17 protein-coding genes, 1 tRNA gene and 3 pseudogenes are annotated in these 25,032 nt (G+C 71.2%); 12 read left to right on the forward strand and 9 right to left on the reverse strand.

What is annotated here, in order from left to right:
* The first annotated feature begins 7 nt into the window (after nucleotides 1-7).
* On the forward strand, nucleotides 8-4,945 hold the full coding sequence (locus ACGFYU_RS01605) for an FG-GAP-like repeat-containing protein (protein WP_393825215.1): 4,938 nt from the start codon (nucleotides 8-10) through the stop codon (nucleotides 4,943-4,945).
* Nucleotides 4,946-5,013: 68 nt separating this feature from the next.
* On the opposite strand, the gene ACGFYU_RS01610 is transcribed toward ACGFYU_RS01605, so the two are convergent.
* Nucleotides 5,014-6,021: a helix-turn-helix domain-containing protein gene (locus tag ACGFYU_RS01610; protein ID WP_393825216.1), complete on the reverse strand. Its 1,008-nt coding sequence runs from the start codon at nucleotides 6,019-6,021 to the stop codon at nucleotides 5,014-5,016.
* Between the two features lie 196 nt (nucleotides 6,022-6,217).
* Between ACGFYU_RS01610 and ACGFYU_RS01615 the strand changes: the two genes are divergently transcribed.
* The 3 genes from ACGFYU_RS01615 (at nucleotide 6,218) to ACGFYU_RS01625 (ending at nucleotide 8,563) form a co-directional block, all read left to right on the forward strand.
* Entirely contained in the window at nucleotides 6,218-6,622 is a 405-nt protein-coding gene (locus ACGFYU_RS01615; RefSeq protein ID WP_393825217.1) for a peptidoglycan-binding protein, read from the forward strand.
* Nucleotides 6,623-6,694: 72 nt separating this feature from the next.
* Nucleotides 6,695-7,192, forward strand: coding sequence for a hypothetical protein (locus ACGFYU_RS01620; protein WP_393825218.1), 498 nt, complete (start codon nucleotides 6,695-6,697; stop codon nucleotides 7,190-7,192).
* A 258-nt stretch (nucleotides 7,193-7,450) separates the two neighbouring features.
* A complete protein-coding gene (locus ACGFYU_RS01625; protein ID WP_393825219.1) occupies nucleotides 7,451-8,563 on the forward strand; it encodes an ABC transporter substrate-binding protein in 1,113 nt (370 codons plus the stop codon).
* On the opposite strand, the gene ACGFYU_RS01630 is transcribed toward ACGFYU_RS01625, so the two are convergent.
* Nucleotides 8,472-9,209, reverse strand: coding sequence for a class I SAM-dependent methyltransferase (locus ACGFYU_RS01630; RefSeq protein ID WP_393825220.1), 738 nt, complete (start codon nucleotides 9,207-9,209; stop codon nucleotides 8,472-8,474). The two genes, ACGFYU_RS01625 and ACGFYU_RS01630, sit on opposite strands and share 92 nt — an antisense overlap.
* Before the next feature lie 121 nt (nucleotides 9,210-9,330).
* Between ACGFYU_RS01630 and ACGFYU_RS01635 the strand changes: the two genes are divergently transcribed.
* The 3 genes from ACGFYU_RS01635 to ACGFYU_RS01645 all read left to right on the forward strand — a co-directional run bounded on the left by ACGFYU_RS01635 (nucleotide 9,331) and on the right by ACGFYU_RS01645 (nucleotide 12,372).
* Nucleotides 9,331-10,611, forward strand: a complete 1,281-nt coding sequence (locus ACGFYU_RS01635) for an NAD(P)/FAD-dependent oxidoreductase (RefSeq protein ID WP_393825221.1) — start codon at nucleotides 9,331-9,333, stop codon at nucleotides 10,609-10,611.
* Between the two features lie 51 nt (nucleotides 10,612-10,662).
* Entirely contained in the window at nucleotides 10,663-11,292 is a 630-nt protein-coding gene (locus ACGFYU_RS01640; protein WP_393825222.1) for a TetR family transcriptional regulator, read from the forward strand.
* A 180-nt stretch (nucleotides 11,293-11,472) separates the two neighbouring features.
* Nucleotides 11,473-12,372 (forward strand): SGNH/GDSL hydrolase family protein, encoded by a 900-nt coding sequence (locus tag ACGFYU_RS01645; RefSeq protein ID WP_393825223.1) that lies wholly within the window; start codon nucleotides 11,473-11,475, stop codon nucleotides 12,370-12,372.
* A gap of 23 nt (nucleotides 12,373-12,395) precedes the next feature.
* On the opposite strand, the gene ACGFYU_RS01650 is transcribed toward ACGFYU_RS01645, so the two are convergent.
* The 3 genes and pseudogenes from ACGFYU_RS01650 to ACGFYU_RS01660 form a co-directional block, all read right to left on the reverse strand.
* Nucleotides 12,396-12,548, reverse strand: a complete 153-nt coding sequence (locus ACGFYU_RS01650) for a hypothetical protein (protein ID WP_393825224.1) — start codon at nucleotides 12,546-12,548, stop codon at nucleotides 12,396-12,398.
* Between the two features lie 61 nt (nucleotides 12,549-12,609).
* Nucleotides 12,610-13,347: pseudogene (locus tag ACGFYU_RS01655) on the reverse strand (LysR family transcriptional regulator); the annotation flags it as partial.
* A gap of 2 nt (nucleotides 13,348-13,349) precedes the next feature.
* Nucleotides 13,350-15,098 carry an ABC transporter substrate-binding protein gene (locus tag ACGFYU_RS01660; RefSeq protein ID WP_393825225.1) on the reverse strand — a complete coding sequence of 583 codons (1,749 nt, stop codon included), beginning with the start codon at nucleotides 15,096-15,098 and terminating at the stop codon, nucleotides 13,350-13,352.
* Nucleotides 15,099-15,298: 200 nt separating this feature from the next.
* Between ACGFYU_RS01660 and ACGFYU_RS01665 the strand changes: the two genes are divergently transcribed.
* Both ACGFYU_RS01665 and ACGFYU_RS01670 read left to right on the forward strand, forming a co-directional pair.
* Nucleotides 15,299-16,570 carry an alpha/beta fold hydrolase gene (locus ACGFYU_RS01665; protein WP_393825226.1) on the forward strand — a complete coding sequence of 424 codons (1,272 nt, stop codon included), beginning with the start codon at nucleotides 15,299-15,301 and terminating at the stop codon, nucleotides 16,568-16,570.
* A 34-nt stretch (nucleotides 16,571-16,604) separates the two neighbouring features.
* On the forward strand, nucleotides 16,605-17,711 hold the full coding sequence (locus ACGFYU_RS01670) for a M6 family metalloprotease domain-containing protein (protein WP_393825227.1): 1,107 nt from the start codon (nucleotides 16,605-16,607) through the stop codon (nucleotides 17,709-17,711).
* 102 nt (nucleotides 17,712-17,813) lie between these two features.
* Here ACGFYU_RS01670 and ACGFYU_RS01675 read toward each other — a convergent pair whose 3' ends face one another.
* Nucleotides 17,814-20,108 carry an immune inhibitor A domain-containing protein gene (locus tag ACGFYU_RS01675; protein ID WP_393825228.1) on the reverse strand — a complete coding sequence of 765 codons (2,295 nt, stop codon included), beginning with the start codon at nucleotides 20,106-20,108 and terminating at the stop codon, nucleotides 17,814-17,816.
* 166 nt (nucleotides 20,109-20,274) lie between these two features.
* Nucleotides 20,275-20,445, reverse strand: coding sequence for a Sec-independent protein translocase subunit TatA (gene tatA / locus ACGFYU_RS01680; protein ID WP_393825229.1), 171 nt, complete (start codon nucleotides 20,443-20,445; stop codon nucleotides 20,275-20,277).
* A 142-nt stretch (nucleotides 20,446-20,587) separates the two neighbouring features.
* Between tatA and ACGFYU_RS01685 the strand changes: the two are divergent.
* A pseudogene (locus ACGFYU_RS01685) lies at nucleotides 20,588-21,475 on the forward strand (FAD-dependent oxidoreductase); the annotation flags it as partial.
* A gap of 279 nt (nucleotides 21,476-21,754) precedes the next feature.
* Here ACGFYU_RS01685 and ACGFYU_RS01690 read toward each other — a convergent pair.
* Together ACGFYU_RS01690 and ACGFYU_RS01695 are read right to left on the reverse strand one after the other, a co-directional pair.
* Nucleotides 21,755-23,368 carry a protein kinase gene (locus tag ACGFYU_RS01690; RefSeq protein WP_393825230.1) on the reverse strand — a complete coding sequence of 538 codons (1,614 nt, stop codon included), beginning with the start codon at nucleotides 23,366-23,368 and terminating at the stop codon, nucleotides 21,755-21,757.
* Nucleotides 23,369-23,595: 227 nt separating this feature from the next.
* Nucleotides 23,596-23,993: pseudogene (locus ACGFYU_RS01695) on the reverse strand (maleylpyruvate isomerase N-terminal domain-containing protein); the annotation flags it as partial.
* A gap of 118 nt (nucleotides 23,994-24,111) precedes the next feature.
* Here ACGFYU_RS01695 and ACGFYU_RS01700 point away from each other — a divergent pair.
* Both ACGFYU_RS01700 and ACGFYU_RS01705 read left to right on the forward strand, forming a co-directional pair.
* Nucleotides 24,112-24,185: transfer RNA gene (locus ACGFYU_RS01700), tRNA-Met, on the forward strand.
* 193 nt (nucleotides 24,186-24,378) lie between these two features.
* The gene (locus ACGFYU_RS01705) at nucleotides 24,379-24,756 is read left to right on the forward strand and encodes a hypothetical protein (RefSeq protein WP_393825231.1); all 378 of its coding nucleotides are present in this window, start codon (nucleotides 24,379-24,381) and stop codon (nucleotides 24,754-24,756) included.
* Nucleotides 24,757-25,032 lie beyond the last annotated feature (276 nt).

Here is a 25,032-nt window from a genome sequence, read left to right on the forward strand (position 1 = left end):
AACATCCGTGAGAGCACCCCTGGCGCGGTTCCGCGCCACCGGCCGCCCCCGCATAAGGGCATCCGCACTGGTCACAACCCTGGCACTGACCGCGGGCCTGGTGGGGGCCGGCTCCGCCGCCGGTGCGGCCGGGCGAAGTGACACCACCGCCGGGAAGGAAACGGCAGCCGCCCGGAACGAGGCGGAGAAGGCCACCTCGGAGGCGAAGCGGACCGGTAAGCCGGTCGAGATCGTCGGGCAGCGCACCGAGACGAATGACGTGTGGGTCAATCCTGACGGAACCATGACGGCTAACCGCGCCCTCGTGCCGGTGCGGGTGCGTCAAGGCGGAAAGCTCATACCGGTCGATGCCACGCTCCAGCGGACCGGGGACGGCCGACTGACCCCCAAGGCGACGCGGATAGGCCTGACCTTTTCGGGGGGTGGCGACGCCCCCCTCGTCGTGATGTCGGAGAACGGCCGGGACGTTTCCCTCTCCTGGCCGAAGCCGCTTCCCAAGCCCAAGCTGGAAGGCGACAGCGCGGTCTACCCCGAGGTCCTCCCCGGCGTGGACCTGCGCGTCAGCGCGAGCGTCGACAGCTTCTCGCACGCGCTGATCGTCAAGACCCGCGAGGCCGCCGCCAACCCGGACCTGGCCTCCCTGAACTTCGGGCTGAAGGGCAAGGGGCTCACCGTGCGTGCCGAGGCCGACGGCCAGCTGCGTGCCCTCGACCCGTCCGGTCAAACCGTCTTCGGCTCCGCGAAGCCGCAGATGTGGGACGCCGGCGGGCAGAAGGCGCAGCAGCCCGCGTCCGCCCCGGCGGCGAAGACCCTGCGGTCCGCAGACGCCTCCGCAGCCGGCGCGCCCGCCGCCGACGCCGCCGTACCGGCCCCCGCGGCGCCGGTCGAAGGCATCACCAGCGGAGCCAAGCAGGCCGACCTGGGCGTCAGGCTCTCCGGCTCCACGCTCACGCTGACCCCGGACCAGAACCTGCTCAAGGCCCCCGGGACCACGTACCCCGTCGTCATCGACCCCACCTGGGACGCCTGGAAGCAGGCGTGGACCATCGCGTACAAGCACAACGCGTTCCCGTCCTCGCCGAACACCAACTACTGGAACGGCGGCACGCTCAGCAAGGACGCCCGCGTCGGCTGCGCCAAGGACGCCGCCAACGGCAACCAGGTGATCTGCGCGAAGACCTTCTTCCAGGTCGGCATGACCGACTACTGGGACAAGCAGATCATCGCGTCCACGCTGCGCATCAAGCAGAAGTCGGCGGGATCCTGGAGCTGCAAGTCCGGTGACATCCAGGTCTGGGACACCGGCACCATCTCCAAGTCCACCACCTGGAACAACCAGCCGGAGTGGCAGCGGCTGGTCGACGCCACCGGCCAGTCCTTCGGCGGCCGCAACTGCCCCGGTGACGGGGACCTGATCGAGCTGAACGTGAAGTCGGCCGTCGCCGCCGCCGCGCAGAAGCACTGGGGCAACTGGACCTTCGGCCTCAAGGCCGCCAAGGACACCGTCGACGTGTCCTGGCGCAAGCTCGACCCCAACAGCGCCGTCATCTCGACCACCTTCAACACCACGCCCGACAAGCCCTCGGACCGGTCCAGCGACCCGTCCGTGGCCTGCACCGGCGGTGTGATCGGGACCACCGACCAGGTGGTGCTCCGTGCCCGGGTCAAGGACAAGGACAAGACGGACGTCCACCTCAGCGCCGAGTTCCACTACTGGAAGGAGGGCGCCGCGGCGCCCACCAAGGCCATCGTCAAGGCCAGCAACGGGAGCGTCGCCCAGCTGCCCATTCCCGCCGGCGGCCTGGACGGCACATACCGGTGGGACGTCCGCACCCTCGACAACGTCGGTCCCCCGGGGCCGTGGGCCGGCCAGTGCGTGTTCACCATGGACCGCACCCGGCCCGACAAGACGCCGGTCGTGAAGTCCGTCCAGTTCCCCGAGAACGAGGACGACCCGGCCAAGACGAGCTTCGCGCGCACCGACGGCACGTTCAACCTGAGCGCCAACGGGGTGAAGGACGTCACCGCCTTCGAGTGGTGGACCGACTCCAACCCCAAGGTCAACAAGGTCGCGCCCACCACCACGGGCGGATCCGTCGACATCGTCTACAAGCCGACCACGGCCGGGCCGCAGCGCCTGTTCGTGCACAGCCTCGACGCCTCCGGCAACCGGTCGAACCTCAAGGAATACCTCTTCTACGCCAAGCGCCTCGCGACCCGTGACAAGCACGGCGACCTCAACGGCGACGGCAGCGTGGACATCTGGAGCGTCGACCCGGGCGCCGGAACGCTGTGGATGCACCCGGGCAAGGGCGACGGAACCTTCGACCTGTCCAAGCAGCTCGACCAGGGCTCCTTCGCCGACGCCGCGGCGCTCACGCACCGGGGCAGCTGGAACGAGGACTACTACGAGGACCTCGTCGTCCTGCGGCCCAGCCCCGACAACTCCCGCAAGAACCTGTACGTCTACCCGAACAAGGGCGACGGCGACCTGGAGAGCGCGGACGCCAACCGGATCGAACTCCAGGTGACCAACATCGGCACCGGCGAGGGCGAGGACCACGGCGACGACCACTGGTTCAATGCCGACCAGGTCGTGGCCATCTCCAGCGTCAACGACGACAACGCCGACGGCAGGACCGACGACAACGACCAGCCGGATCTGCTGGTCAAGGCCGGCGACCAGCTGTGGCTCTACCTCGGCTCGCCCGTCGGCTTCCTCGACGTGGTCAACGAACCCGTCCTGCTCGGCAACGCCGACTGGAAGAACATGACGGTCATGGCGCCGGGCGACCTCAACGGTGACCAGCTGCCCGAAATCTGGGCCCGTGACACGGTGAGCGGCAAGATCCACCAGTACACGAGCCGCAAGACGACGGACACCGGCGCGGCGACCACCGCCGACCTGTCCGTCTTCGGCGACCCCGCCGTCCGCCTCACTTCCATCGGGAGCGGCTTCACCGGCGCGGCGTACCCGCACCTGACCAGCAACGGCGACTTCGAGGCCAACGGCTACGCGGACCTGTGGTCCCGCAACGGCGACGGCCGCATCACCGAGTTCCCCGGCCAGGCCCTGGCGGGCGGCTCGGCGTTCGGCGCCGGCCGCCAGCTCGTGCTCGGCGGCACCTCGTGGTCCGAGTGCCAGACCTTCACCTCGACCGCCACCGGGAAGCACACGCTCTGCGGCCCGATCCTGGCCAAGTACCTGGCCAAGGGCGGCACCGCGATCGGCTACCCGAGCACCGACGTCCTCGTGGCGAGCGACGGCGTGGGCCGGTACGTCCACCTGCGCGGCCCCGGGCAGACCAGCGACAACGGTTCCATCTACTGGCACCCGAGCAGCGGCGCCTGGTTCGTGTGGGGCGCCATCCGCGCCAAGTGGAACGCCCTCGGCGCCGAGAAGGGCATCATCGGATACCCGACCTCGGACGAGACGGCCACCTTCGACGGCACGGGCCGCTTCTCCACCTTCTACTCGCCCAGCGGAGGCAAGGGCGGAATCTACTGGTCGTCGGACACCGGCGCCTGGTCGGTCCACGGCTCCGTCTACAACAAGTACGCCTCCCTCGGCGGTCCGGCCAGCCCCCTCGGCTACCCGATCACGGACGAGACGAACGTCGGCGACGGCAGCGTCGCCCGCTTCAACCACTTCCGCAAGCGCTCCGACACCGCCGACACCGCCTCCATCTACTGGACGAAGGCCAACGGCTCCTGGTCCGTGTTCGGTGCGATCCGCAAGAAGTGGATCGCCCTCGGCGCCGACAAGAGCGCCCTGGGCTACCCGACCTCCGACGAGTACGACGTCGCCGGCGGCCCGCGCGAGGACTTCCAGAAGGGATACATCCGCTACAACAGCACGACGGGAGCCACCGTCGAGCACCAGCCGGCCGACCGCACCGCGCACCTGCGCACCGATCTGTCCGGCGACTTCAACGGCGACGGCCGCACCGACATGGCCACCGTCTACGACTACGGCGACAACACCACGGCCCTGTACGTCCTCAACGCCCTGCCGGGCGGAGGATACGAGGAGCCGACGGTGCGCTGGACCAGCTCGAAGGGCGGCTTCTCCTACGCCCGCGCCAAGTGGGTCGCGGGTGACTTCAACGGAGACGGCCGCACCGACATCGGCGCGATGTACGGCTACGCCGACGGCAGCAACGCCCTCTGGAGCTTCCTCTCCAACGCCACCGGTACCTTCACCCCGGTGAAGGGCCTCACCGCCGCGGCCGGCAACTTCGACTGGGCGAAGGCGAAGCCGCTCGCCGGCGACTTCAACGGCGACAAGCGCGACGACATCGCCATGGTCTACGACTACGGCAACGGCGACGCGGGCGCCCACACCTGGACCGCCAAGGGCGACGGCCTCTTCAACTCGGCCATCGCCAGCTGGCGTACGGGCCCGGGCAACTGGTGGATCGACCACGCCACCTTCCGGGTGGGCGACATGAACGGCGACAAGCGGGACGACTTCCTCGCCCTCTACGGCTACACCGCGGGCGGCGTGGCCGTGTTCACCGGCCTGTCGCAGCCGAACGGCGGCTTCGCCGCACCGGTGAAGTCCTGGACCCAGCCCGCCGGCGGCGCCTGGGAGTACGCCCGCATCAAGTTCACCGTGGGCGACTACAACGGCGACGGCCGCGACGACGCCGCGCTGATGTACGACCACGGCGACGGGCACGCCTCGCTGTCCACCCTCCTCGCCAAGCCGGACGGCACGGTCGGCGACGCGGTGCGCAGCTGGGACACTCCCGAGGGCTACTGGTACGCCTCCAACGCCGGTATGCCGGTTTCGGGCGACTCGGACGGCGACGGCCGGGACGACATCTCGAGCATGTACAACTACGCCAACGGCGCGTCGGGCGCCTTCACCTTCAAGGGACGCCCCGACGGCGGCTTCGAGAACGGCTTCCTGAGCTGGCAGACCCTGCCCGGCACCTGGTGACGGGCCCGGCGACCCACCGCCGCTGACCCGAGGCCCCGCACCTTCCCGAAGGTGCGGGGCCTCTGCGGTTACGGGCGGACGGCGGTGGGCGAGGGAGTCCGGTAGAGCTGGTCGCACTGCGGCCAGTGCCGGAAGTCGCGGTTCTGGGCCCACAGGCGTCGCGCCGCCTGGATGTTCCATTCGGGGTCGAAGGCGAGCAGGGGAGTGCCGCCCAGTTCGGCGAGCCGGCCGTCGGAGATCTGGAAGAGGCCCCAATTCCGGGAGCCGTTGGTGTTGGGGAGGATGTGCAGAGGGTCCAGCAGGGACTGGCAGCGGGCGATGCCGGCCGCCCGGTCCGGTTCCTCGGGGAACACCTCGCGGATGCGGCGTTCGATCTGCTCGGAGGGCACCTGCGGCATCGACACGGGGCGTTCGTAAAGGGCGTGTTTGGTCTCGTCGTCCACCACGCCCTTGGGCGGCAAGCCCGCCAGTACCTGGAAGGCCGTGACCCTGCGCAGCGTCTGCGGGCCGAAGTCGCCGTCGACGCCGATCTTCGCGCCCTTCCGTTCCAGCAGGGACTGCACCTCGCGCACGCACTCGTCGTGCTGGCCCATGCTCACCGGCTCCCGGCAGGCACGGGAGAACAGCAGCCGGCGGTCCTCCGCGCCGGAGGGCTTCGCGGCATCGCCGGAGACGGTCCACGCGAGCGCGGCGGCGGCCACGGCGAGGGTCGCGACCGCCGCGAGCGCCGGTCCTTTCCTACGCGCCCACGGTCGCGGCGGCGCCGGTTCCTGGTCGTCGGCGCCGGGCGGGGCGGAAGCAGGGGCTGGTTCAGCGGCCGGTGCGCGGGTGAGGTCCGCCAGTACCCACAGCCGGTGCAGCGCGGAGAGCTCCTCCGCGGTGGCCCCGCACACCCGGGCCAGGCTCTCCACGGTGTCGAACCTGGCCGGGATCTTCGTGCCGTTGCAGTAGCGGTGCAGGCTGGAGCCGCTGATCCCGCTGCGCCGGGCGAGGGCCTCGTAACTGAGACCGGATCTCGCCTTCAACGCCCGCAGGGAGGCGGCGAATCGCGCCGCTCCCACCTCGTCGTCCACCATCGGGCATCCCCCTCGCGCCGGGGACCGGCATCCCAATCCCGTCCCAGCGGGCCCGGAGATTACCAGGCCGCAGACGTTGCCGACATCCCCTCGTCCCACTGGCTCCGCGGTGCTTGCGGGGCGCCCGGCGGCACGCCCAATCTCTGTGCAGGGGAAGGCGGTTCGCCTCCCCGCGCATCCAGCAGGAGGACTGATCATGATCTCTGCGAGGAAGGGCACCCTGCTCCTGGCGAGCATGGTGCTCGGGGGCGGCCTCGCCCTCGGACCCGCCGCGACCAGCCAGGCCGCGGCGGCCGGGTACAGCTGCAACGAGCGCGTCTCCAACGGCTATCTCTACATGGGCAACAGCAACACGATGACCACCAACACCGAGCGCGGCCAGACCGGCCCGCGCGTGGCCGAGGTCCAATGCCTGCTCGAGTTCTGGGCGTGGTACTTCCAGGCGCCGGAATTCGATCCGCACGGCCACGACGGCAGCTTCGGCCCCAACACAGAGCGGGCGGTGATCAACGCCCAGAAGGCCCTGTTCCCGGACCAGCCCGCGGAGTGGGACGGCGAGGTCGGCCCGAAGACCTGGCCGGCGATCCGCTCGATCTCCTGACATCGGCTCCGGAGGGCCGCATTCCACGGAGGTGGGTGCGGCCCTGCGCCGCGTGCGCGGCACAATGATCCGGTGAGCGCCCCGATCAACATCTTCAGACTCTTCAACTACCGGCCTTGCGGACACGAGTTGCTGGTGCGCGTCGTCCGGCCCGCTGCCTCGAACGCCGATCAAGGGGCGTTGAATGCGGCCGACGACTCCGCCGACGCGGCGACGGAGGTCCTCCGCACAACGTGGGAGCGATCGCGCATGCGGCACGAGTGTCCTCACGAGCACACGTCAAGCCTGGTCGCCGAGATGCAGGCGGATCCGGTCGGGGAGGAGCTGTTCGGCTCGGGCCGCCGACAGCTCGGCGTATGGGCAGCGAGGACGAAGTACGGCGCACCGTGGATGGTCCTCGGCACCGCATCGACGGAAGCGGACTTCTGGGAACAGGTACACGACGACCCCGACCTCCTGACCCTCGGCCCCCAGGCCCCCGCCGAACTCCACCACGTCTGCTTCCTCACCGACGAGGACGGCCCATCGGGCCTCTCGCAGCCAGTCCCGACGGGCACCCGGCAGACCTAGACCATGGTCAGGAGGTGGTCGGTGGGGGCGTGGTCGATCTTCCAGTCGGGATAGACCCCGCAGGCCCCGTCCTTGATGCACCGCAGTCCCACGGTCACCCAGCTCGTCCTCCCAGGAATCCTCGGAGCACTCCCGCTCCGCTCCGCGGTCAGGGCGCCGGAGTCGGTGGTGTTCGGCTCGGCTACGCTCGGCGCAACTGACGTTCATTCTGCGATCCGGGCCACCTGCAGCCGAATCGTCACTCGGGAGACGCAACGCATGAGTACGCCACCATCGCAGCCTGGAGCGGAGCCGACCGACGGTTCAGCCGTTCGGATCGGCGCCCTGGTTCCGCTGTCCCCGCCCGGCTGGGTCGAGGCAGGGCGACACGTGCTCGCCGGACTCGAGCTGGCGGTTGACGAGGTCAACGCGGCCGGCGGGATCGGCGGACGGCCGCTGGAGCTGGTGGTCCGAGACAGCGCGGCTGATCCGCACAGGGCCGCGGCGGCCGTGGACGAACTGGCTCGCCTGGGCGTGGCCGCCCTGGCGGGGGAGTACCACAGCGTCGTCGCCCGCGCCGCTGCCGCCAGGGCCGATGCCCTCGGACTGCCGTTCCTCTGCTCGTCGGCGGTGCTCGACGCGCTCACCGACCAGCCGACGCGATGGGTCGCGCGCCTCGCCCCGGCGCAGTCCCACGGCTGGCAGATCTACGCGGACTTCCTCCTCAAGGCGGGCCACAGCCGGATCGCCGTAGCGGCCCAGCCGAGTGTCTACTGGGCCTCAGGGACCCGTATTCTGCGGGACCACCTCGCTCCACGCGGCGGCACCGTCATCGAGCTCGACATGAGCACGCTCGCCCCCGCGGCCGTGTGCGACGAGCTCGTCGACCATCGCGCGACCGCTCTCCTCCTTCTGGTCGGCCACCCGCAGCCGGCCGTGCCGATCGTCAAGTCCGTCCGCCGTGACCCGCGCCTCGCCGAGCTCATGATGGGCGCTCCGGCCGGGCAACCGGAGTTCGCCGAATGGGCGACGCTGCTGGGCGACGACGGCGCCGGCATCCCGTTCCTGCGCTACCTGCCCGAGCGGCTGAGCCCACTCGGTACACGAGTCGAGACGGTCCTCCGCGAGCGGCTGGCCGAAGCGCCCTCCTTCGTCGCCTTCGAGGGCTACGACACGGTCGCCGTCCTCGCCGACGTACTGCGTTCCCACGGCGCGGACCGGGCGCGCACCGCCGAATCCTGGCCGCGCGTCGCGGTCGAAGGCACCCGCGGGCGGATCCGGTTCTCCCGCACGCCGGGCATCAACGTCTGGCAGTGGGCCTGGCCGCCGGTCCAAGTCGTCGATCGGGATCCGGCGCAGCCCGATCGCCTTCGGGTCCTCCACTCCGGCTGAGAGCACGGACGGCGCCCTTCGTCTGCAGCACCAGACAGCTCCACCGGACGCTGTCACGGCCGTGAAGGTCGGGACGCTCGCTGCGGTGGACCGTCCGGAGGCCGTATGCGCCACCCAGCTCGACCGTCTCAGCGGCGGACACGTCGAACATGTGGCGGCCATCGGGCACAGGGCCGTGGCGCAGATTGACGAAGAACCTGCCGCCGGGCACCAGCAATGTGGCGATCCTGGCCATGGCCTGGAGGCGTTCGACGGCGTCCAGGTGCATCCACACCCCGGTGGCGAAGACCGCGTCGAACCGGCCTGGGTGCCGGCTCAGCGCCAGGTCAGGAAGAACGGCGTCGGCCCAATCGATCCCGCTGTCCGCATGGATGCGCTGTCCGTGCGCCCGCAGCTCCGCGGTCGGCTCGACAGCCACGACGCGGTGCCCACGCGCCGCCAACGCTGCGGCATCGCGCCCGGTCCCGGCGCCCACGTCCAGGATGCGGCAGGGCTCGGCGGGAACCAGCCGCAGCACATCGCGGTGGACTTCGTCGAAGGTGACCTCCTCGTACTGGACGGCCAGCGCGTCCGCCGTCTCGGCATACCCGGCGGTTCCCCTGGCCGGGCTGACGTCATCCCCCGCGGGGTCCGAATGATCACTCATGGCCGGAGGCTACCGGCCCGGTTGGACTCCCGCTCTACAGTTGGTCATGTGCCTGACAGCGAGTGGGCATTGCGCGCCGCTCGCGTGAACGGCACCACACCCCGAAGGGAGCGATCAGCACATGACCAAGCCTGAGAGCGCGGGAGACGACTACGACGTCGTCATCAGCGGAGCCGGCCTCGCCGGCAGCGCCGCGGCCGTCCTCCTCGCTCGACGCGGCGTCCGCGTCGCACTGCTGGAACGCCGCTCGGACCCCGAAGCGTACAAGGTGCTGTGCACCCACTCCCTCCAGGCCTGCGCCTACCCGGTGTTGGAGGAACTCGGCCTCATCCCCGCTCTGGAGGAAGCGGGAGCCGTCCGCAACGTGTCCCGCTGGTACACCCGTTGGGGATGGATCGAGCCGAAGGCCGCGTCGGCGGGCCCCGAGCTGCCGTACGGGTACAACATTCGGCGCAGCACCCTCGACCCGTTGATCAGGTCCCACGCGGCCAAGACCCCTGGCGTCGATCTGCTCCTCGGCCATCATGTGACCGGGCTGGTACGGGAAGCCGGGCGGACCGTGGGGGTGCGCGCGTCGACACCGGAGGGCGAGCGTGAGATCCGGGCCCGCCTGGTGGTCGGCGCCGACGGCAAGGACTCGGCCGTGGCGAAGTTCGCCGGAGTGCCTGCCCGGCTGTACGAGAACGGGCGGTTCGGCTATCTCGCGCACTTCCGCAACCTTCCGCTGCCCGGCGGGATCAGTCACACCTGGTTCCTCGAACCCGACATGGCGTACGCGTTCGTCAACGACGACGGGGTGACGGTCGTCGCGGTCCTCCCGGACAAGAAGCGGCTGTCGGCCTTCCGGGAGGACCTGGAGGGCAGCTTCCTCGCATTCGTCCGCGCCCTGCCCGAGGCACCGCCCATCGACTCCGCCGAGCGCATCACGAAGACCATCGGTACGGTCAACTACCCGCTCCACAGCCGCAAACCGACCGCGCCGGGCGTCGCGCTCATCGGCGACGCGGCCCTGACCGGCGATCCCCTGTGGGGGGTGGGCTGCGGGTGGGCCCTGCAGTCCGCGCAGTGGTTGGCGGAGGAGGCCGGCTCGGCCGCCACCGGGAGGGGCGACCTCGACAGGGCGCTCGTGGCGTACGCGCGCACACACCGGCGCCGGCTGCACGGTCACCAGTACCTGGCCGCCGACTTCGCCAAGTCCCGCCCGTTCAATCCCGGGGAGCGGCTGATGTTCTCGGCGGCGGCGCGCGATGAATCGGTGGCGCGGCACCTGCATCTGTTCGGTTCCCGCCTGATCGGTCCGCGGCGGTTCTTGAGCCCCGTGGCCCTGGCCAAGGCCGCGGCCGTCAACATCAAGCACCGCGGGGCGGCCGGCGCAGCCGATCCCATGGAGTCGATCACCTAGGGTAGGAGCGGTCGAGCGCGGGGCGCGGGGTCGGGGATTGCGGGGGCGGGCGTGGGCGGGCGTGGGACGAATCGCAGCAAGCAGTCGGCCGAGCGCCGCGAGGCCATCTTGAACGTCGCCCTGGAGGTGTTCGCCGAGCGCGGCTACCACCGCGCCTCACTGGCCGTCATCGCCGACCGCGTGGGGCTGACACAGCAGGGCGTGCTGCACTACTTCGGCTCCAAGGAGGGGCTCCTGCAGGCGGTGCTCGACCGGCGCGACGAGCTCGACCACGCGACCCTCGGCCCCCGCTCGGGCGGGACGGCCGCCGCCCGGGACGCGATCGTCCGGCTCCTGGAGCGGGACGGAGAACGCCGCGGCATCGTCCAGTGCTTCGCCGTGCTGGCCGCCGACAGCGTCACCGAGGACCATCCGGCCCAGGGCTACTTCCGGGACCGGTACGCCCGCATCCGCGCGCTCTACACCGAGATCGTGCGCGCCGACTACGGTGACCTGTTGCCCAGCGGGGTCACCCCGGAGCAGGCCGCCACGCTCCTGATCGCCGTCGTGGACGGGATGCGTTCGCAGTGGCTGCTCGACCCCGACGAGGTCGACATGCCGGCTCTGTTCCGCACGCTCGCGGAGCTCCTCGGGTCGAAGACGCTGGGGGCCGCCGCCTGCCCGCCGCCCTCGGACGCCTGAGGTCGCCTCGGTCCAACGCCTGCCTCAACCCGCCTACCCAGCACGCCAGTTGCGGCTCCCTTCTTGGGGAAACCGTTATCTACCCATCGGTTGTACCCGCTGGTAACTCCCTCCATGCTGTCGCTCACCTACCGAGCACTCGGTAACCGTACGAGCCGCCCCACACAGCCAGGAGGAGCAGTGACCTCAGCACGATCCCTCACGCTCGCCGCCGCCTGCGCCGCCTGCGCCGCCGCGCTCGCTGCCACATCCGTCCCGGCCTCCGCCGCCGGTACGGCCGGGACCACCGGTTCCGCCACACCGCCCAGCCGCTACGTCGCGCTCGGGGACTCGTACGCCGCCGGATCCGGCGTCCCCGACCAGTCGGCGGGACTGTGCCTGCGCTCGAACCACAACTACCCGAGCCTGCTCGCCGCGAGGCTCCGGGCCGCCACCACCGTCGACGTCACCTGTGGAGGCGCCAAGACCAAGCACATGGCCGAGCCGCACGTGTACCCCGTGATCGGCAAGGTCAACGATCCCCAGCTGGGCGCCGTCACCGCCGACACCAAGCTGGTCACCCTCACCATCGGCGGCAACGACCTCGGTTCCACCGACGCCGGCGTCGCCGGGCCCATCCTCACGTGCGTGGCGCTCGCCCAGGTCGCGCCGTGGGGGTCACCCTGCGCGTGGCACTACAAGGACACCCTCGGCAACCGGGTCAACGACGCCTCGGGCAGGGTCGCCTCGACCCTGAGGGAGATCCGCAAGCGCGCTCCGCAGGCGCAGATCATGGTGGTCGGCTACCCGGCCGTCCTCCCCGAGAACGAATGGGACTGCCTGGGCAAGCAGCCGATCACCGTCTTCGACGCGGCCTTCCTGCGCGACACGGTCAAGGAGCTCAACCGCATGCTCGCGCGTGAGGCGAAGGCCGGGGGCGCCGTCTACGTGGACACCTACAAGCCCACCCTCGGCCACGACATCTGCTCCTCCGACCGCTGGATCGCGGGCATCATCCCGACGGAGCCCTCGCTCCCCGTCCACCCCACCGCCCGTGGCCAGCAGGCCCTGGCGGACGCGGTGGCGGCGGCCATCGGCTGACCCCGCAGCCCCGCGCCACGGCGCTAACCGTTCCCCCTCCCCGCACGCCAGCGGTTGTACGCCGGGCTGAGCGTGCTCGTGGTCAGGTAGCCGTCGGTGACGCGGCGGGCGAGTTCCGGGCCATGGGCGGCGAGGGGAGTGTCGTGGCGCCAGGCCAGCACGTGGCGGTACCACAAGGGGCTCCCGGTCAGGGGGGCGGACCGTGGTGCCCGGGGCTTCGATGAAGTTGGCCTGGCAGAGGCTGACGGCCAGACCGGCGCGGACGAGTTCGATCAGCTGGCGGCCGTCGGCCTCGTACGGGGTGTACGGGCGACGGCCCGTCAGGGCGCATACGGAGGACCAGTACTCGGGGGTCCGGTCGCTGTCGGGCTGGGGGACCGCCCAGTCCTCGTCAAGGAGGTCGGACAGGGAGACCTCGTCCCGCAGGGCAAGGGGGTGGGCGGCCGGGAGGAGGGCGAAGACCGGCTCGGTGGCCACGGGGTGGAGTACGACGCCATCGGGCGCCGGCAGCTCCTGGTCCGGATGGTCGCCGAGCACCGCCGCTTCCAGCCGGCCCGCCACGAGGTCGTCGAGCAGGGGCACGGGGGCGTACGCGCAGCGCGTCGTCACCTCTGCCCCGGGGAGCAGGGACTTGACCGCCAGGACCAGATGGCCGAGGAGCGGGGCGCCGACCGAGCCGATGCGGATCTGGTCGGCGGCACGCAGCCGGCGGGTGGCCCGGGCGGTGTCGGCCAGGAGCCCGTCGATGCCCGGGAGGATCGCACGGGCCCGGCCCAGGACCAGTTCGCCGAAGGGAGTGGGGACCGTGCCGTCCTGTCGGCGGTCGAAAAGGGTCCCGCCCAGCAGGGTCTCGATGCGGCGCAGTTGGGCGCTGAGCCCCGGTTGGGTCAGGCCCAGTGCCGAGGCGGCGCGGGTGAGACTGCCCGCCTCGGCGATCGCGCACACCACCCTCAGGTGCCGTACCTCCAGATCCATCGTCAGCTGCCACTGCCACTGCTGCTGTTCGCCGGGTCCTTCAGGCCGATCGTCGCGTAGTCGATCTGCCCGCCGAACGACGTGTGGCCGAAGGCGCCCGCGATGTTCGTGCCGACGAGAAGGGGCATGCGCTCGATGACGGCTGGGGCCGTCGGGGCCTTGGCGAGGATCTGTCCGTCCAGCTCCTGCCAGGCCGCGTTTGCCTGCCGGACATCGGTCATGGCGGCGATCTGGTCCATGAGTTCCATGGTCGTCGCGTCGCGGAAGAGCGAGTGGTTCCCGGAGTTCCCCTTCTCCTTGATGTAGCGGCCGTCGAAGAGGAAGGGCAGGAAGGTCGAGCCCGAAGGGTAGTCCGGGCACCAGCCGGTGTAGACGAGGTCGGTGCGGTTCTTGGTGTCTCCGATGGTGTCGTAGAAGGCGGACGGGTCGACGGTCTCGATGGTGACCTTGATCCCCGCGCGGCCGAGGGACTGCTGGACGGCCTCAGCGATCCCCTTGTCGCCGGTCGGGACCGTGATGGTCGTCGCGAAGCCGTCGGGCTTTCCGGCCTCCCGCAGGAGCTGCTTCGCCTTCTCCACGTCGCCCGTGGCGGCAATGCCGAGGGTGTCGGGCTGCTTGCCGCCGAAGAGCGGGGCGGGCATGAGGGCTGTGGCCACGTCGCCGAGGGCGGGGCCCCCGGCGGCGGTCAGGAGGGCCTCGCGGTCGAGTGCGTACTGGACGGCCCGGCGGAGCCTGATGTCGTCGAAGGGCGGTCGACCGGTGTGCATCTGCACCATGCCCGTGCAGTTGGAGGATTCGGCCAGCAGCCGTGCCTTGACCTCGGCCTTGGTGAGGACCTTGGGGGTGCTCTCGGGGCGCAGCTTGCCCCAGGAGACGGCGGAGGCGTCGGCGCCCGCACTGGCGATCAGCCGGTCGTCGATCTGGTTGGCCCGCAGGCCCATCGTCACGACCACCCTGTCCGGGTAGGCCTTGCGCACCGGGTCCGTGCCCGGGTCCCAGTGCGGGTTGCGGACCAGGACGAGCTGCTTGTCGCGGTCGTACGTCTCGATCTTGTACGGGCCCGAGGAGAAGGGGCGGTTGTCGTACTGGGGGCCCTTCTCCTGGGACTTGGGGACGGGAGTGAAGGTGGGCAGTACGGTCGCATACGGGAACTCCGCGAAGGGCTTGCGCAGTTCGAAGACGATCGTGCGCTCGTCGGGCGTCTTGACGGAGTCGAGCTGCCTGCCCTCGGCCGGGCCTCGGTAGTCCTCGGCGCCCGCGAGGTAGCGGGCCGCGTAGTCGGGGCCGCCGGGCAGGTCGGGGGAGAAGGAGCGTTCCACGTTGTACTTGACGTCCTGGGCGGTGATGGGCGATCCGTCCTCGTACTTCAGGCCCGCCTTGAGTCTGAACGTCCAGGTCCGGGCCCCGTTGGACGGAGTGCCGAGGTCCTCGGCGAGGTCGGGGGCCAGCTCGCCGCCCGCTGTGCCGGGCTCGGACTTGTACGTCACGAGGGTGCGGTAGAGCAGGCGCGTGGCGAAGTCCATGTCGCCGATGACCCAGTTGCGGGCCGGGTCGAGGTGGGTGAAGTCCTGGTTGGACAGCACGGTCAGGGTGCCGCCCTTGTGTGGCGTGCCGCCTATCGCCCTGCCTGTGTTCGCGGTTGCGGGGTTGCCGCGGTCGTCGGCCTTCCTGTCGTCGGAACAGCCGGCGGCACCGAGGGCGAGGGTCGCCGCCAGTGCGGCGGCGAGGGCGGTGCGGGTGCGTGGGTCCATGAGGGGTCCTTCCAGGAGCGGTGCCCGCACCATAGTTATGTGACATTGCACTGACAAGATCCCGGGCAGCGGTCGGCTCGCCCTAACACGGCGTTATGGCCATGCGGGAGCTCCCGGGCGCAGGAGTGGTCGGACCATGCTGATCGGGCACCGCCCACCCCTCGCCCTACGGCCGCCCGCGCCGGCCGTGAAAGGGATCAATGAACCCCGCCTACGCCACCGTCGACCACGTCTTCCGCGTCCCCCTCGACCACCATGCCCCCGAGGGCCCGGCCATCGAGGTCTTCGCCCGCGAGGTCGCCGATCCGACCCGCAGCGGCGAACAACTGCCCTGGCTGCTCTACCTCCAGGGCGGCCCCGGCGGGAAATCCCCCCGCCCGTCGTCCGGTTCACCGGGCTGGCTGCCCCACGCGCTGAGGACACACCGCGTGCTGCTCCTCGACCAGCGCGGCACCGGCCGCTCCACCCCGGTCACCGCGCGCTCCGCAGCCCGCTTCGCCTCGCCGGACCAACTCGCCGCGCACCTCTCCCACTTCCGGGCCGACGCGATCGTGGCCGACGCCGAACTGATCCGCCGCAGACTATGCGGCGACGACACCCCCTGGGAGACGCTGGGGCAGAGCTACGGCGGCTTCATCACCCTCACCTACCTCTCCCGAGCCCCCGAAGGACTGCGAGCGTGCTACGTGACCGGTGGCCTGCCGGGCCTCACCGCCACCGCCGACGACGTGTACGCCCGTACGTACCCGCGCGTCCGCGAGCGGGTCCTCGACTTCTACGACCGCTACCCGGACGACGCCTCCCGCCTCCGCAAGATCGCCGACCTCCTCGCGGCCGGGGACGTCACCCTGCCCGACGGGGACCGCCTCACCCCCCACCGTCTGCGCACCCTCGGCCTCCTCCTCGGCATGGGCGACGGCTTCGAGCGGCTCCACTGGCTGCTGGACGAAGCCATCGGCCCCGACGGCGAGTTGACCGACACCTTCCGCCACCAGACGCTGGCCATGACCGGTTTCACCGACAACCCGCTGTTCGCCGTCATGCAGGAGACCCTGTACGGCGGCCAGGGCGCTGGGCCGACGGGCTGGGCCGCCTCCCGCGCCCTGGCCGGCTTCCCCGAGTTCGCGGAGGACGCCCATCTCCTGCTGCTCACCGGAGAGATGATCTACCCCTGGATGTTCCGGGAGATCGCGTCCCTGCGCCCCTTCGCGGAGGCCGCCGACCTCCTGGCCCACCGCACCGACTGGCCCCCGCTCTACGACCCCCACCGCCTCGCCGCCAACGAAGTCCCCCTTGCGGCGGCCGTCTACCACGGCGACATGTACGTGGACGCCGACCTCTCCCTGCGCACGGCACGCGAGATCGGCGCGACGCGCGTGTGGGTCACCAACGAGTGGGAGCACGACGGCGTCACCGCCTCGGGCGGCCGCGTCCTGTCCCGCCTGATGGACCTGGCCGCGGGCCGCGCGTAGCCGCTCATCACCCCCACTGACGACGGGAGTCCCCATGCCCACAACGCCGCACCGCCCGCGCCTCGCCGTCGCCGCGGCAGCCGCCGCCGTCCTCTCCTGCCTGGCGACACCGACCACGGCCACCGCGGCCTCGGGTGTTGCCCCGGCCTCCGACTGCGCGCTCCCCGGCAGGACCGGCTGGACCGACGAGGGCCACGACACCGACCGCACCCTCTTCCAGCCGTCCACCGGCACCCGCCGCGTGCTCACGCTCTTCGTGGACTTCCCCGACGCGCCGGACACCGACTCCACGCAGCCCTATGCCGCCCATCTCGCCCCCGCCGCAGACTGGTTGGGCACGGCGAGCCACGGCCGGGTCCGCCTCGACGTGAGCGTGCTGCCCCGCTGGATCCGTATGCCGGCGGCCTCCGACTCGTACGGATTCGCGCGCGGCCTGACCTTCGAGGCCCACGAGAAGTACGTACGGGACGCGATCGCGGCCGCCGACCCGTACGCCGACTTCTCCCGCTACGACATGGTCTACGTCGTCCCCACCAAGGCCGCGACGGCCATCTCCTTCTCCCCGACCTACATCCACGACCCCGCCACCCCGGGCGTGACCGCCGACGGCACCCGGCTGAAGTGGGCCGTGACCTTCGGCCAGGACATGTGGCACTGGGGCTTCAAGGTCGCCGCCCACGAGACCGGCCACACCTTCGGCCTGCCGGACCTGTACGCCTTCACCGGCGCGCCCCACCGTTACGTCGGAGGCTGGGACGTCATGGGCGACATCGCCGGACACGCCCCGCAGTTCCTCGGCTGGCACTCCTGGAAGCTCGGCTGGACCCGCGACCGCCAGGTCGCCTGCCTCGCGGGACCGGGACGCCGCACGGTGACGCTGACCCCGGTGGAACGCCCCGGAGGCACGAAGATCGCCGTAGTGCGGACCGGCGAGACCGCGGCGTACGTGGCCGAGTCCCGCCAGGGCCAGGGCGTCCTCGTCTACAAGGTCGACTCCGCGGTGCGGACCGGCGAAGGGCCGGTCCGCGTCATGAACGACCACGCGGCGTACGCGCCCGGCGAGACCTTCGCCGATCCGGAGGCGGGCGTGCGGATCGACGTCCTGTCGGGGAACGCGGTGCGGATCGTGCGGGCCCGCTGAACGCGGACCACGCCTCGCGACCTCGCCGTACCAGGAGGGCGGACCGCCCACCCCCGCACGACCGGGGCGGGTGGTCCGCTCATCGACGCCGGCTCGCCGGGATCAAGGGGACGGGCTCACCTGGACCGTGGTGAGTGCACCGCCCGCGGCCTCCTTCACCACCGCGATACGGGTCCCCGTGTCCGGCACCTTGACCCCCACCTGCGGCAGCTCCGCGTTCCAGTACGAGCCCCGGTGGTCGTCGAAGACGGAGACCCCCGGACGTGACGGGACCACCGTCGGCGTGCCCGCCTTGTGCAGCACGATCCGGTCGCTCGCCCGCAGCGAGAACGGCGCGTCGAACGTCTGCGCACGGGCGTTGAGCAGCGAGCCGTCGGCGTTCCGCAGCGGATCGGGCCGGGCGTCGACCGGCAGGAGCATGCCGCCGCCCGGATGGGCCTTGGTGGTGTTGTCGCTGTACGCCGTGTCCCACAGCCAGATCAGCACGCCCTGCTGGTACGGGTAGAACTCCACCTGGTCACCGGTGAATCCGAAGTTGTAGGGCCCCGTCTTGAGCCGGCTGCCGTAGCCGGTGTAGCGCCGGTTCTCGAGCAGGTACGCGCGCGGGTGCGATGCGATGCCCGTGCGCCCCTGCGTGCCCGACCACTTGACCGCGACCCAGCCGTTCGCGCCCTGCTCGGCACCGTCGCGCAGCAACTCCCGCCCGTCCGCGGTGATCCGGATGTCGTCGAACGTGACGCCCTTGCCGTGGGTGTTGCCGTCGGAGGTGACGCGCAGCCGCAGTTGGAAGCTCCGGCCCGCGAACCCGTCCAGAGGGACCGCGAGTTCCTTCCATCCGCCCGACATCCCGGACACGCCCTTGGCCGGAATTTCGCTCCCGCCGACCGTACCGGGGAGCGCCGTCCAGGTCGTGCCGCCGTCCGCGGAGGCCTCCACCGTCAGGAAGTCGAAGTCCTGCTCGATGTCGTACCAGACCCTCGCGTCCAGCCGGGCGGGCCCGGCCGACCCCGTGAGGTCGACCGTCCGCCCCAGGGTGTTGTCCATGAAGTCCCCGGTGCCGCTCCACCACTGGCTGGTGCCCTCGTACGGGTCGGTCAGCTCGGTCCGGGTCTGCGAGGGCGGCAGGTGGACCAGCAGCGCCTGCGGATCCTCGGTGTTGTACCCCGAAACCCCCAGCACCGCACGCGTCTTGCGGCCCGCGTCGGCCTCCGTGTACTCCAGCCAGCCGAGCTGGAGCTTGCTCCACGGGTCGAGGTCGCCCGGCCATGCGCCGGTGGTGTTGCGGCCCTTGGCGAGGTACGAGCCCGAGGACATCAGGGACCAGAAGTTGACGCTGTTGTCGCCGTCCGAGCTGTACAGGTCCGGGAGCCCGAGGTCATGGCCGAACTCGTGGGCGAAGAGCCCCGCGCCACTGTTCTCGCCACCGGTCAGGTAGTCACCGGCCCAGATGCCGGAGTCGCCGATCGGCGTGCCGCCCGCCTTGTTGCCCTCGGGGCCCGCGCTGCCGGCCTGGTTCCAGTACGCGAACCAGCGGTGCGCCCAGACGGCGTCCTTGCCCTGGGCTCCGCCGCCCCACGTCTGGTCCTTGCCGGCGTGCACGACGACGAGGTGGTCGAGGTAGCCGTCCGGCTCGTCGAAGTTCCCGTCGTGGTCCGCGTCGTAGCGGTCCCATACGTCGTACTCGGCGAGCTGTGCCTTGATCTGCTCGGCCGTCCGGCCCTTCGCGCGCTCGGCGTCGTACCACGCGGTGGTGGCGTCCCGGATCAGATCCCAGTTGGTGCGGCACTGGCCGGGCTCGGAGCAGTTGTCGGTGCCGTAACGGGCCTCGTTCCAGGGCAGCTTGACCCAGTCGGAGACGGAGCCGTCCATGTCGTAGCGGCCGGATGACTGGAGCCGGTAGTAGGCCCGCATGGACGCCGACTCGGGGTCGGTGGAGAAGAACTGCTTCTCGTAGAAGGCCCGGTCGAAGTCCTTGCGCCACAGGGTGTGGTTGTCGCTCGCGGCCGGCTTGCCGATGGTGTTGTGGCGGGGGCCGGGGGTGCCGCCGAAGCGGGGCTTGCCCTCGAACTCGGTGGTGTTGTCGACCTGGTCGCCGAACTCGGCGAGGATCACGAAGACCTTGTCCTTGCGCTCCTGGGCGAGTTCGACGTACCGCTTGCCGACCTTGGCCTGGCGCGGGAGCGTGCCGTCGGCCCCGGCCTTGAGAGCGGCGGGGCCACCTGCGGCGACGCTTTCGAGCGCCTGGCGACGCAGGGCCTGGCGCTGGAGCTCCAGGGGCGCGGGCGGCGGCTCGACGGTCTGCTCGGTCTGCTGCTGTGCGCCGGGTGGAGGGGGCGGTGGCGCGGTGGCGGCGAGCGCGGGGGTGGTGAGGAGGGCGAGGGATATCGCCGCTCCCACCACAGCGAGTCTGCGCAACGTGGCGTGCCTTTCGCTGAGTTGGGACGGGAGATGGAGCGCAGGTAATATTTCACATGTCACAGGTGATTGATAGAGTGCGCTCCCACGGCGAGTCCCCGCCTCCGATGCCCGCCGCCGGCTCCGGCGAACAGTCCCGGGGCCAGGGCTAAGGCTTGGGGGAGTCCTCCGCGCGCAGGGCCCGCGCCTCCGACTTCAGAATGCGCATCGACTTTCCCAGCGAGCGGGCCATGTCGGGCAGCTTCCTGGAACCGAACACCAGCAGGCAGACGACCAGAAGGATGAGCAGGTGCCAGGGCTGGACGGCGTTCCGGAACACGGGCGTTCCACCTTTCGGAAGATTCCGCTTCTTTCGAGCGACCGGCTCATGGAACAGGCAAGGCCACGCCGGGGACAAATCTGAAGAAGTCCTGAAAGCGGCAGGACGGGCGTTCTCGCTGCCCCGCAACAGGGCGCGAAGGATGTCGGATCTGCTGGCACGCGGAGCCCGGGAGTGCCACGACTTCGACTGGTTCGGTGAGCACCCGCCGCATCGTGCTGGAGGCCGCCCTGACCGCGGCCGTGCGCCGGGAACGACGGTTGATGTGCGGCGAGGCTGCCGGGTACGCGCCCTCGGCATCCGGGAGGGCCACCCTGGCCGCGTCAGCGGTGTCCAGGTGGGCGCGGAAACGCACCGGGCGGGCCTCGTCGTCGATGCGTCCGGTCGCCGCTCGCCGGTTCCCGCCCGCCTGCCGCCCTCCCGTGGTCGACAGCCACCGCACCGGGATCGCCCATTTCTGCCGCTGGTACCGGCTTCGTACCGACGGCCCGAGTGACCCCGGGTGGGTGCAGACCGGCTCGGCCGCACCGTTCGCGCTGGTCGGCGTCTTCCCGTCCGGCAACGACACCTTCGCGGTGCACCTGGTGCTGTCCACGGGTGAACCCACCCGCGGCGCGATCACCGAGACCGCCGCCCCGCCACTTCCCAGCCAGCGCCGCCTGGCTCGACCTGGCCCCCGAACCAACGTCCGCCGTCCTGGCGATGGCCGGCCTGGACAACCGCCGGACCACCCTCGCCGGCGAGATCGCCGCGGAGCCGATCGGCTTCCACGCCTGGACGGCACAGGCCCTCCGTCCGCGGTTCGACGCACAGGTGACCGCCCACCGCCGCAACGAGCAGCGCTTGGCCGAGAGTTCACCACCGTCGGATCTGCGGGCCGCCGCCCTGGCAGCGAGCGCCTTTGACGATCATCCCGTCGCCATGTCCAGCCAACGAGGCCTACGGCACCGACGAAGTGGACCGACGCGTCACCGCCTGGCTGGCTGCCCGCCCGGAGTCCTCACCACAGCACGACGGCCCGACCCGAGAGCCCACACGCCGCGGACGCCACCCGCCCCCTGTGGCTGCAAGAGAAGAGCCAGGTAACCCTGTGCCCCACCTTCTCGGCGACGGAGCCCCGGAGCTCCGGCATACACCGACGGACGCGACCGCCGCGTTGGGCTGCCCCTGCGGCATGTGCCTGGGGCGACCTCCCCATGGGACCGTTCGGCTTCCCCCGCCCCGCCTACGAGAACGCGCTCACTCACGTCGTCCACCTCGCCGAAGACCCAGGAGCGGTCCCGCGGCGCCAAGACGGGCGGGCCGGAAGCTAACACGCGGGGGAGGAGCCCTTCTGGCCGGTGAGGTCGCGGTTGTACAGCCACCCCGTGGTGTTCGTGCCGTCCACGCGGACGTACGTCCACTGGTTGCCGTACGAGTTGACGATGTAGCAGTGGTACCAGAGCTTCGTGCCGTCCTTGACCAGGGCGCCGGCGGTGCACTGCTGGTACGGCGCGGCCAGCAGGTGGTGGTCGCCGGAGATGTAGCCGTAGGTGCCCGGCTTCGGGTCCTTGTGGGTCCAGCCGGCGCAGCCCGTCGGTACAGCGCTCGGCTGGGTCGGAGTGGGCGAGGACGCTGCCGAGGAGGGCGGTGCCGTCTCCGGCTTCTTCGAGGTGGAGGCGGAAGGCTTGGGCTGGGGCCCGGAGCCGGTGGGAGAAGGCTCCGGGGTGCCCGTGCTCGGCTGGCCGCCTGCCGCCGGGGATCCGCTGGTGGGCACCGACGTCGGCGTCGGCGCCACCGCCCGCTCCCGGTCGCCGCCGCCTCCCGAGGTCACGGCGTAGGTGATACCGCCGGCGGCGAGTACCGCGACGACCGCCACGGCTATCGCGACACGGCTGCGGCGGCGCGCCCGGTCCAAGGACTCGGGGCTCCGTGCGGCGGTCGGCGGCTGGCCCTGCTGCTGGGGGAACCCGCCGTAGGGAGCCGGGACATGGGGTTGCGGAAACGATCCGGCGCCTCCGACACCACCACCGACCCCACCACCGAAGACCGGCGGCGATCCGAAGCCGACAGGCGGCGCCACGACGGACGGCGCCGTCGGGGTCGGCACCACGGCGGCGGGACCCGGCTGCGCGGGCCGCGCTCCGGCCCCGCCCGCCGCCACCTGCTCCAGCATCGCGCGGGCCTGGTCGGCGGTGGGCCGGCTCTCCGGCTCCTTCGCCATCAGCGCCAGCAGCACCGGCGCGAGCGGCCCCGCCCGCCGCGGTTCGGGCAGCGGTTCGGCGACGATCGCGGCCAGCGTGGACCACACCGACGTGCGGCGGAACGGCGAGACGCCCTCCACCGCCGAGTACAGGGTCATCCCGAGCGACCAGATGTCCGAGGCCGGGCCGGGCTCCCTGCCCTGCGCGCGCTCCGGCGGCAGGTAGTCGAGCGAGCCGACCAGCTCACCGCTGCGGGTCAGTTTCGCCATGGCCTCGTCGCCGGAGGCCTCCATGGTGGCGATGCCGAAGTCGGTGAGCACGACCCGGCCGCCGCGCTCCAGCAGTACGTTGCCGGGCTTCACGTCCCGGTGCAGGACGCCCGCCCGGTGTGCGGCGTCGAGCGCGTCCATCAGCTTGGCGCCGATCGCGGCCGCCTCGTACGGGTCGAGCGCGCCGTACCGGGTCACCGAGTCGTCGAGCGAGGGGCCGTCGACGAGTTCCATGACGATGACGGGCAGGCCCTGCTCGTGGGTCACGTCGTGGACGGTGACCACGCCGGGGTGCCGGATGCGGGCGGCGGCCTGCGCCTCGCGCTCCATCCGGGTGCGCAGGTCGGCCAGTTCGGACTGGCTCGCGTCGGTGTAGGCCCGTAGGACCTTGACGGCGACCTCGCGGGCGAGCAGTTCGTCGACGGCCCGCGCGACCACTCCCATGCCGCCGCGGCCCACCACGGAGGTCACCCGATAGCGCCCTCCGAGTACCTTTCCGATCAGGTCTCCGTCGTTCTCTTGCCCTGCTTGGCCCGCTGGCACCACATGCTCCGTTCCGCGACCGGTCATTCGTCTCGACGACCTGACGGGGCACAAGCGTAGATGCATGATCGGCGGGCAGGCCGAGCGGGCTGTCGCCCGCGCGACCCGGCTCCCGCGCACCTCTAGGCATGGGGCGACGGTGCGGGTTCCCGACGAGGCAGCGGTTGCGGGGCCCCCACGGTGATCTGGGCGTCCCAGGTGTGCGTTGCGATCTCTTGGAGCTGGTGCCGGGCGACGGCACCGCAAGTCTGCGGCGACTGGGAACTACCCCACCACGTCCAGCGACCGCGATCCGGGTCGGCCTCCCGCAGCGCGTCCAGCAGCTCCTGCGTCGACGCGGCCAACCAGGAGGACAAGGCCTCCCGCTCCCAAGGCGCAGCCGGGGCGCCCTGCGCGGCGGACTTGGCCGTCGCGGCAGGCCCTGCGGCGATGGTGGCGGCCCGGGAGCGGCGCCCATCACCCAGGTGCAGGTCGGCACCTGGACGTCGAGGCCGGGCGCGGAGGCCACCGCGACGGGCACGCCGAACGTGCTGGCGAACCTGGCCACCCCGATCGGACCCGGCCCCGCCGATTGCGGCGGGGCGCGAACGTCGGATGCCTGGCAGCCGCTGGAACGGCACACGCCCGATATTCATTCGCGTCCGCGGGCGGCGGCGTCTTACGGTGGAGGTCGCCGGGTGGAGCAGGTCGGCAGCTCGCTGGGCTCATAACCCAGAGGTCGCGGGTTCAAATCCCGCCCCGGCCACTGCAAGAGACGGGCCCGTCGCACATCACGTGCGACGGGCCCGCCCGCTGACAGCCGCAGCCCGCCTCGATACGGGAAACGATCACCGCCCGACCGGCGACTGCCTGGACGGCACGGCACGGCACCGCGGCAACGCACGACTGGGCGCCTACGGGCGCCAAGATCGCCAGCTCTGAGATCAAAGGAGTCCTGCATGAGTCTTCTGGTGCACACGTTCATAAGGAACGCCGACGGAAGCTGGGACCTGCTGGAGGACCCGCCCAACGGACGAGACCTCGCTGGAGGGGAACGCTGGCGCACGGTCGTGTGGGGGTCGGAATCCGCGCGTGCTTTGGGGGCTCGTTTCCTGCCCCGGCTGGCGAGTGGGGACCTCTACGTCGAGGCGGATGAAGTCGCCGACTTCCTTGAGGAATGCATGACGCTTCGGAACAAGAGCGAAACCTTCGTCGCCGGCCTCCAAGAACCCGCTGGCCCCGCGCTCCTCGACAATGTGGAGAGCAAACTGGACAACTTCATCGCGGCCGGCCGCCGGGCCATGGGAGCTGTGGGCGGGGGCGTCCTCATCTGGTGAGCCCAGGTTCCCGGCGAGCGGCAGGTCATGACGGTCGTGCGCACGCGCGGCTCTTTGGCTGTCCATCTCACAACACGAGACGTTGCGGGCGGCCGGTCAAGCCGGGGGCCAGGGCGCGCTGTCCGTTCCGTTCGTCGAAGGCTTGGACGCCGCCGGTTGGCCAGACCAGTACACACCCTGGTGCAACGGGACCGCGAGGACGTCGAGAAGGGCGACGAGGAGCCGGGCTCGGACTGGTCCGGCCCCAGTCGGCGGGGGAATGGGCGGGTGGTGTGG

The organism is Streptomyces sp. NPDC048337 (assembly GCF_043201175.1).
In the GTDB taxonomy this organism is placed as follows: domain Bacteria; phylum Actinomycetota; class Actinomycetes; order Streptomycetales; family Streptomycetaceae; genus Streptomyces.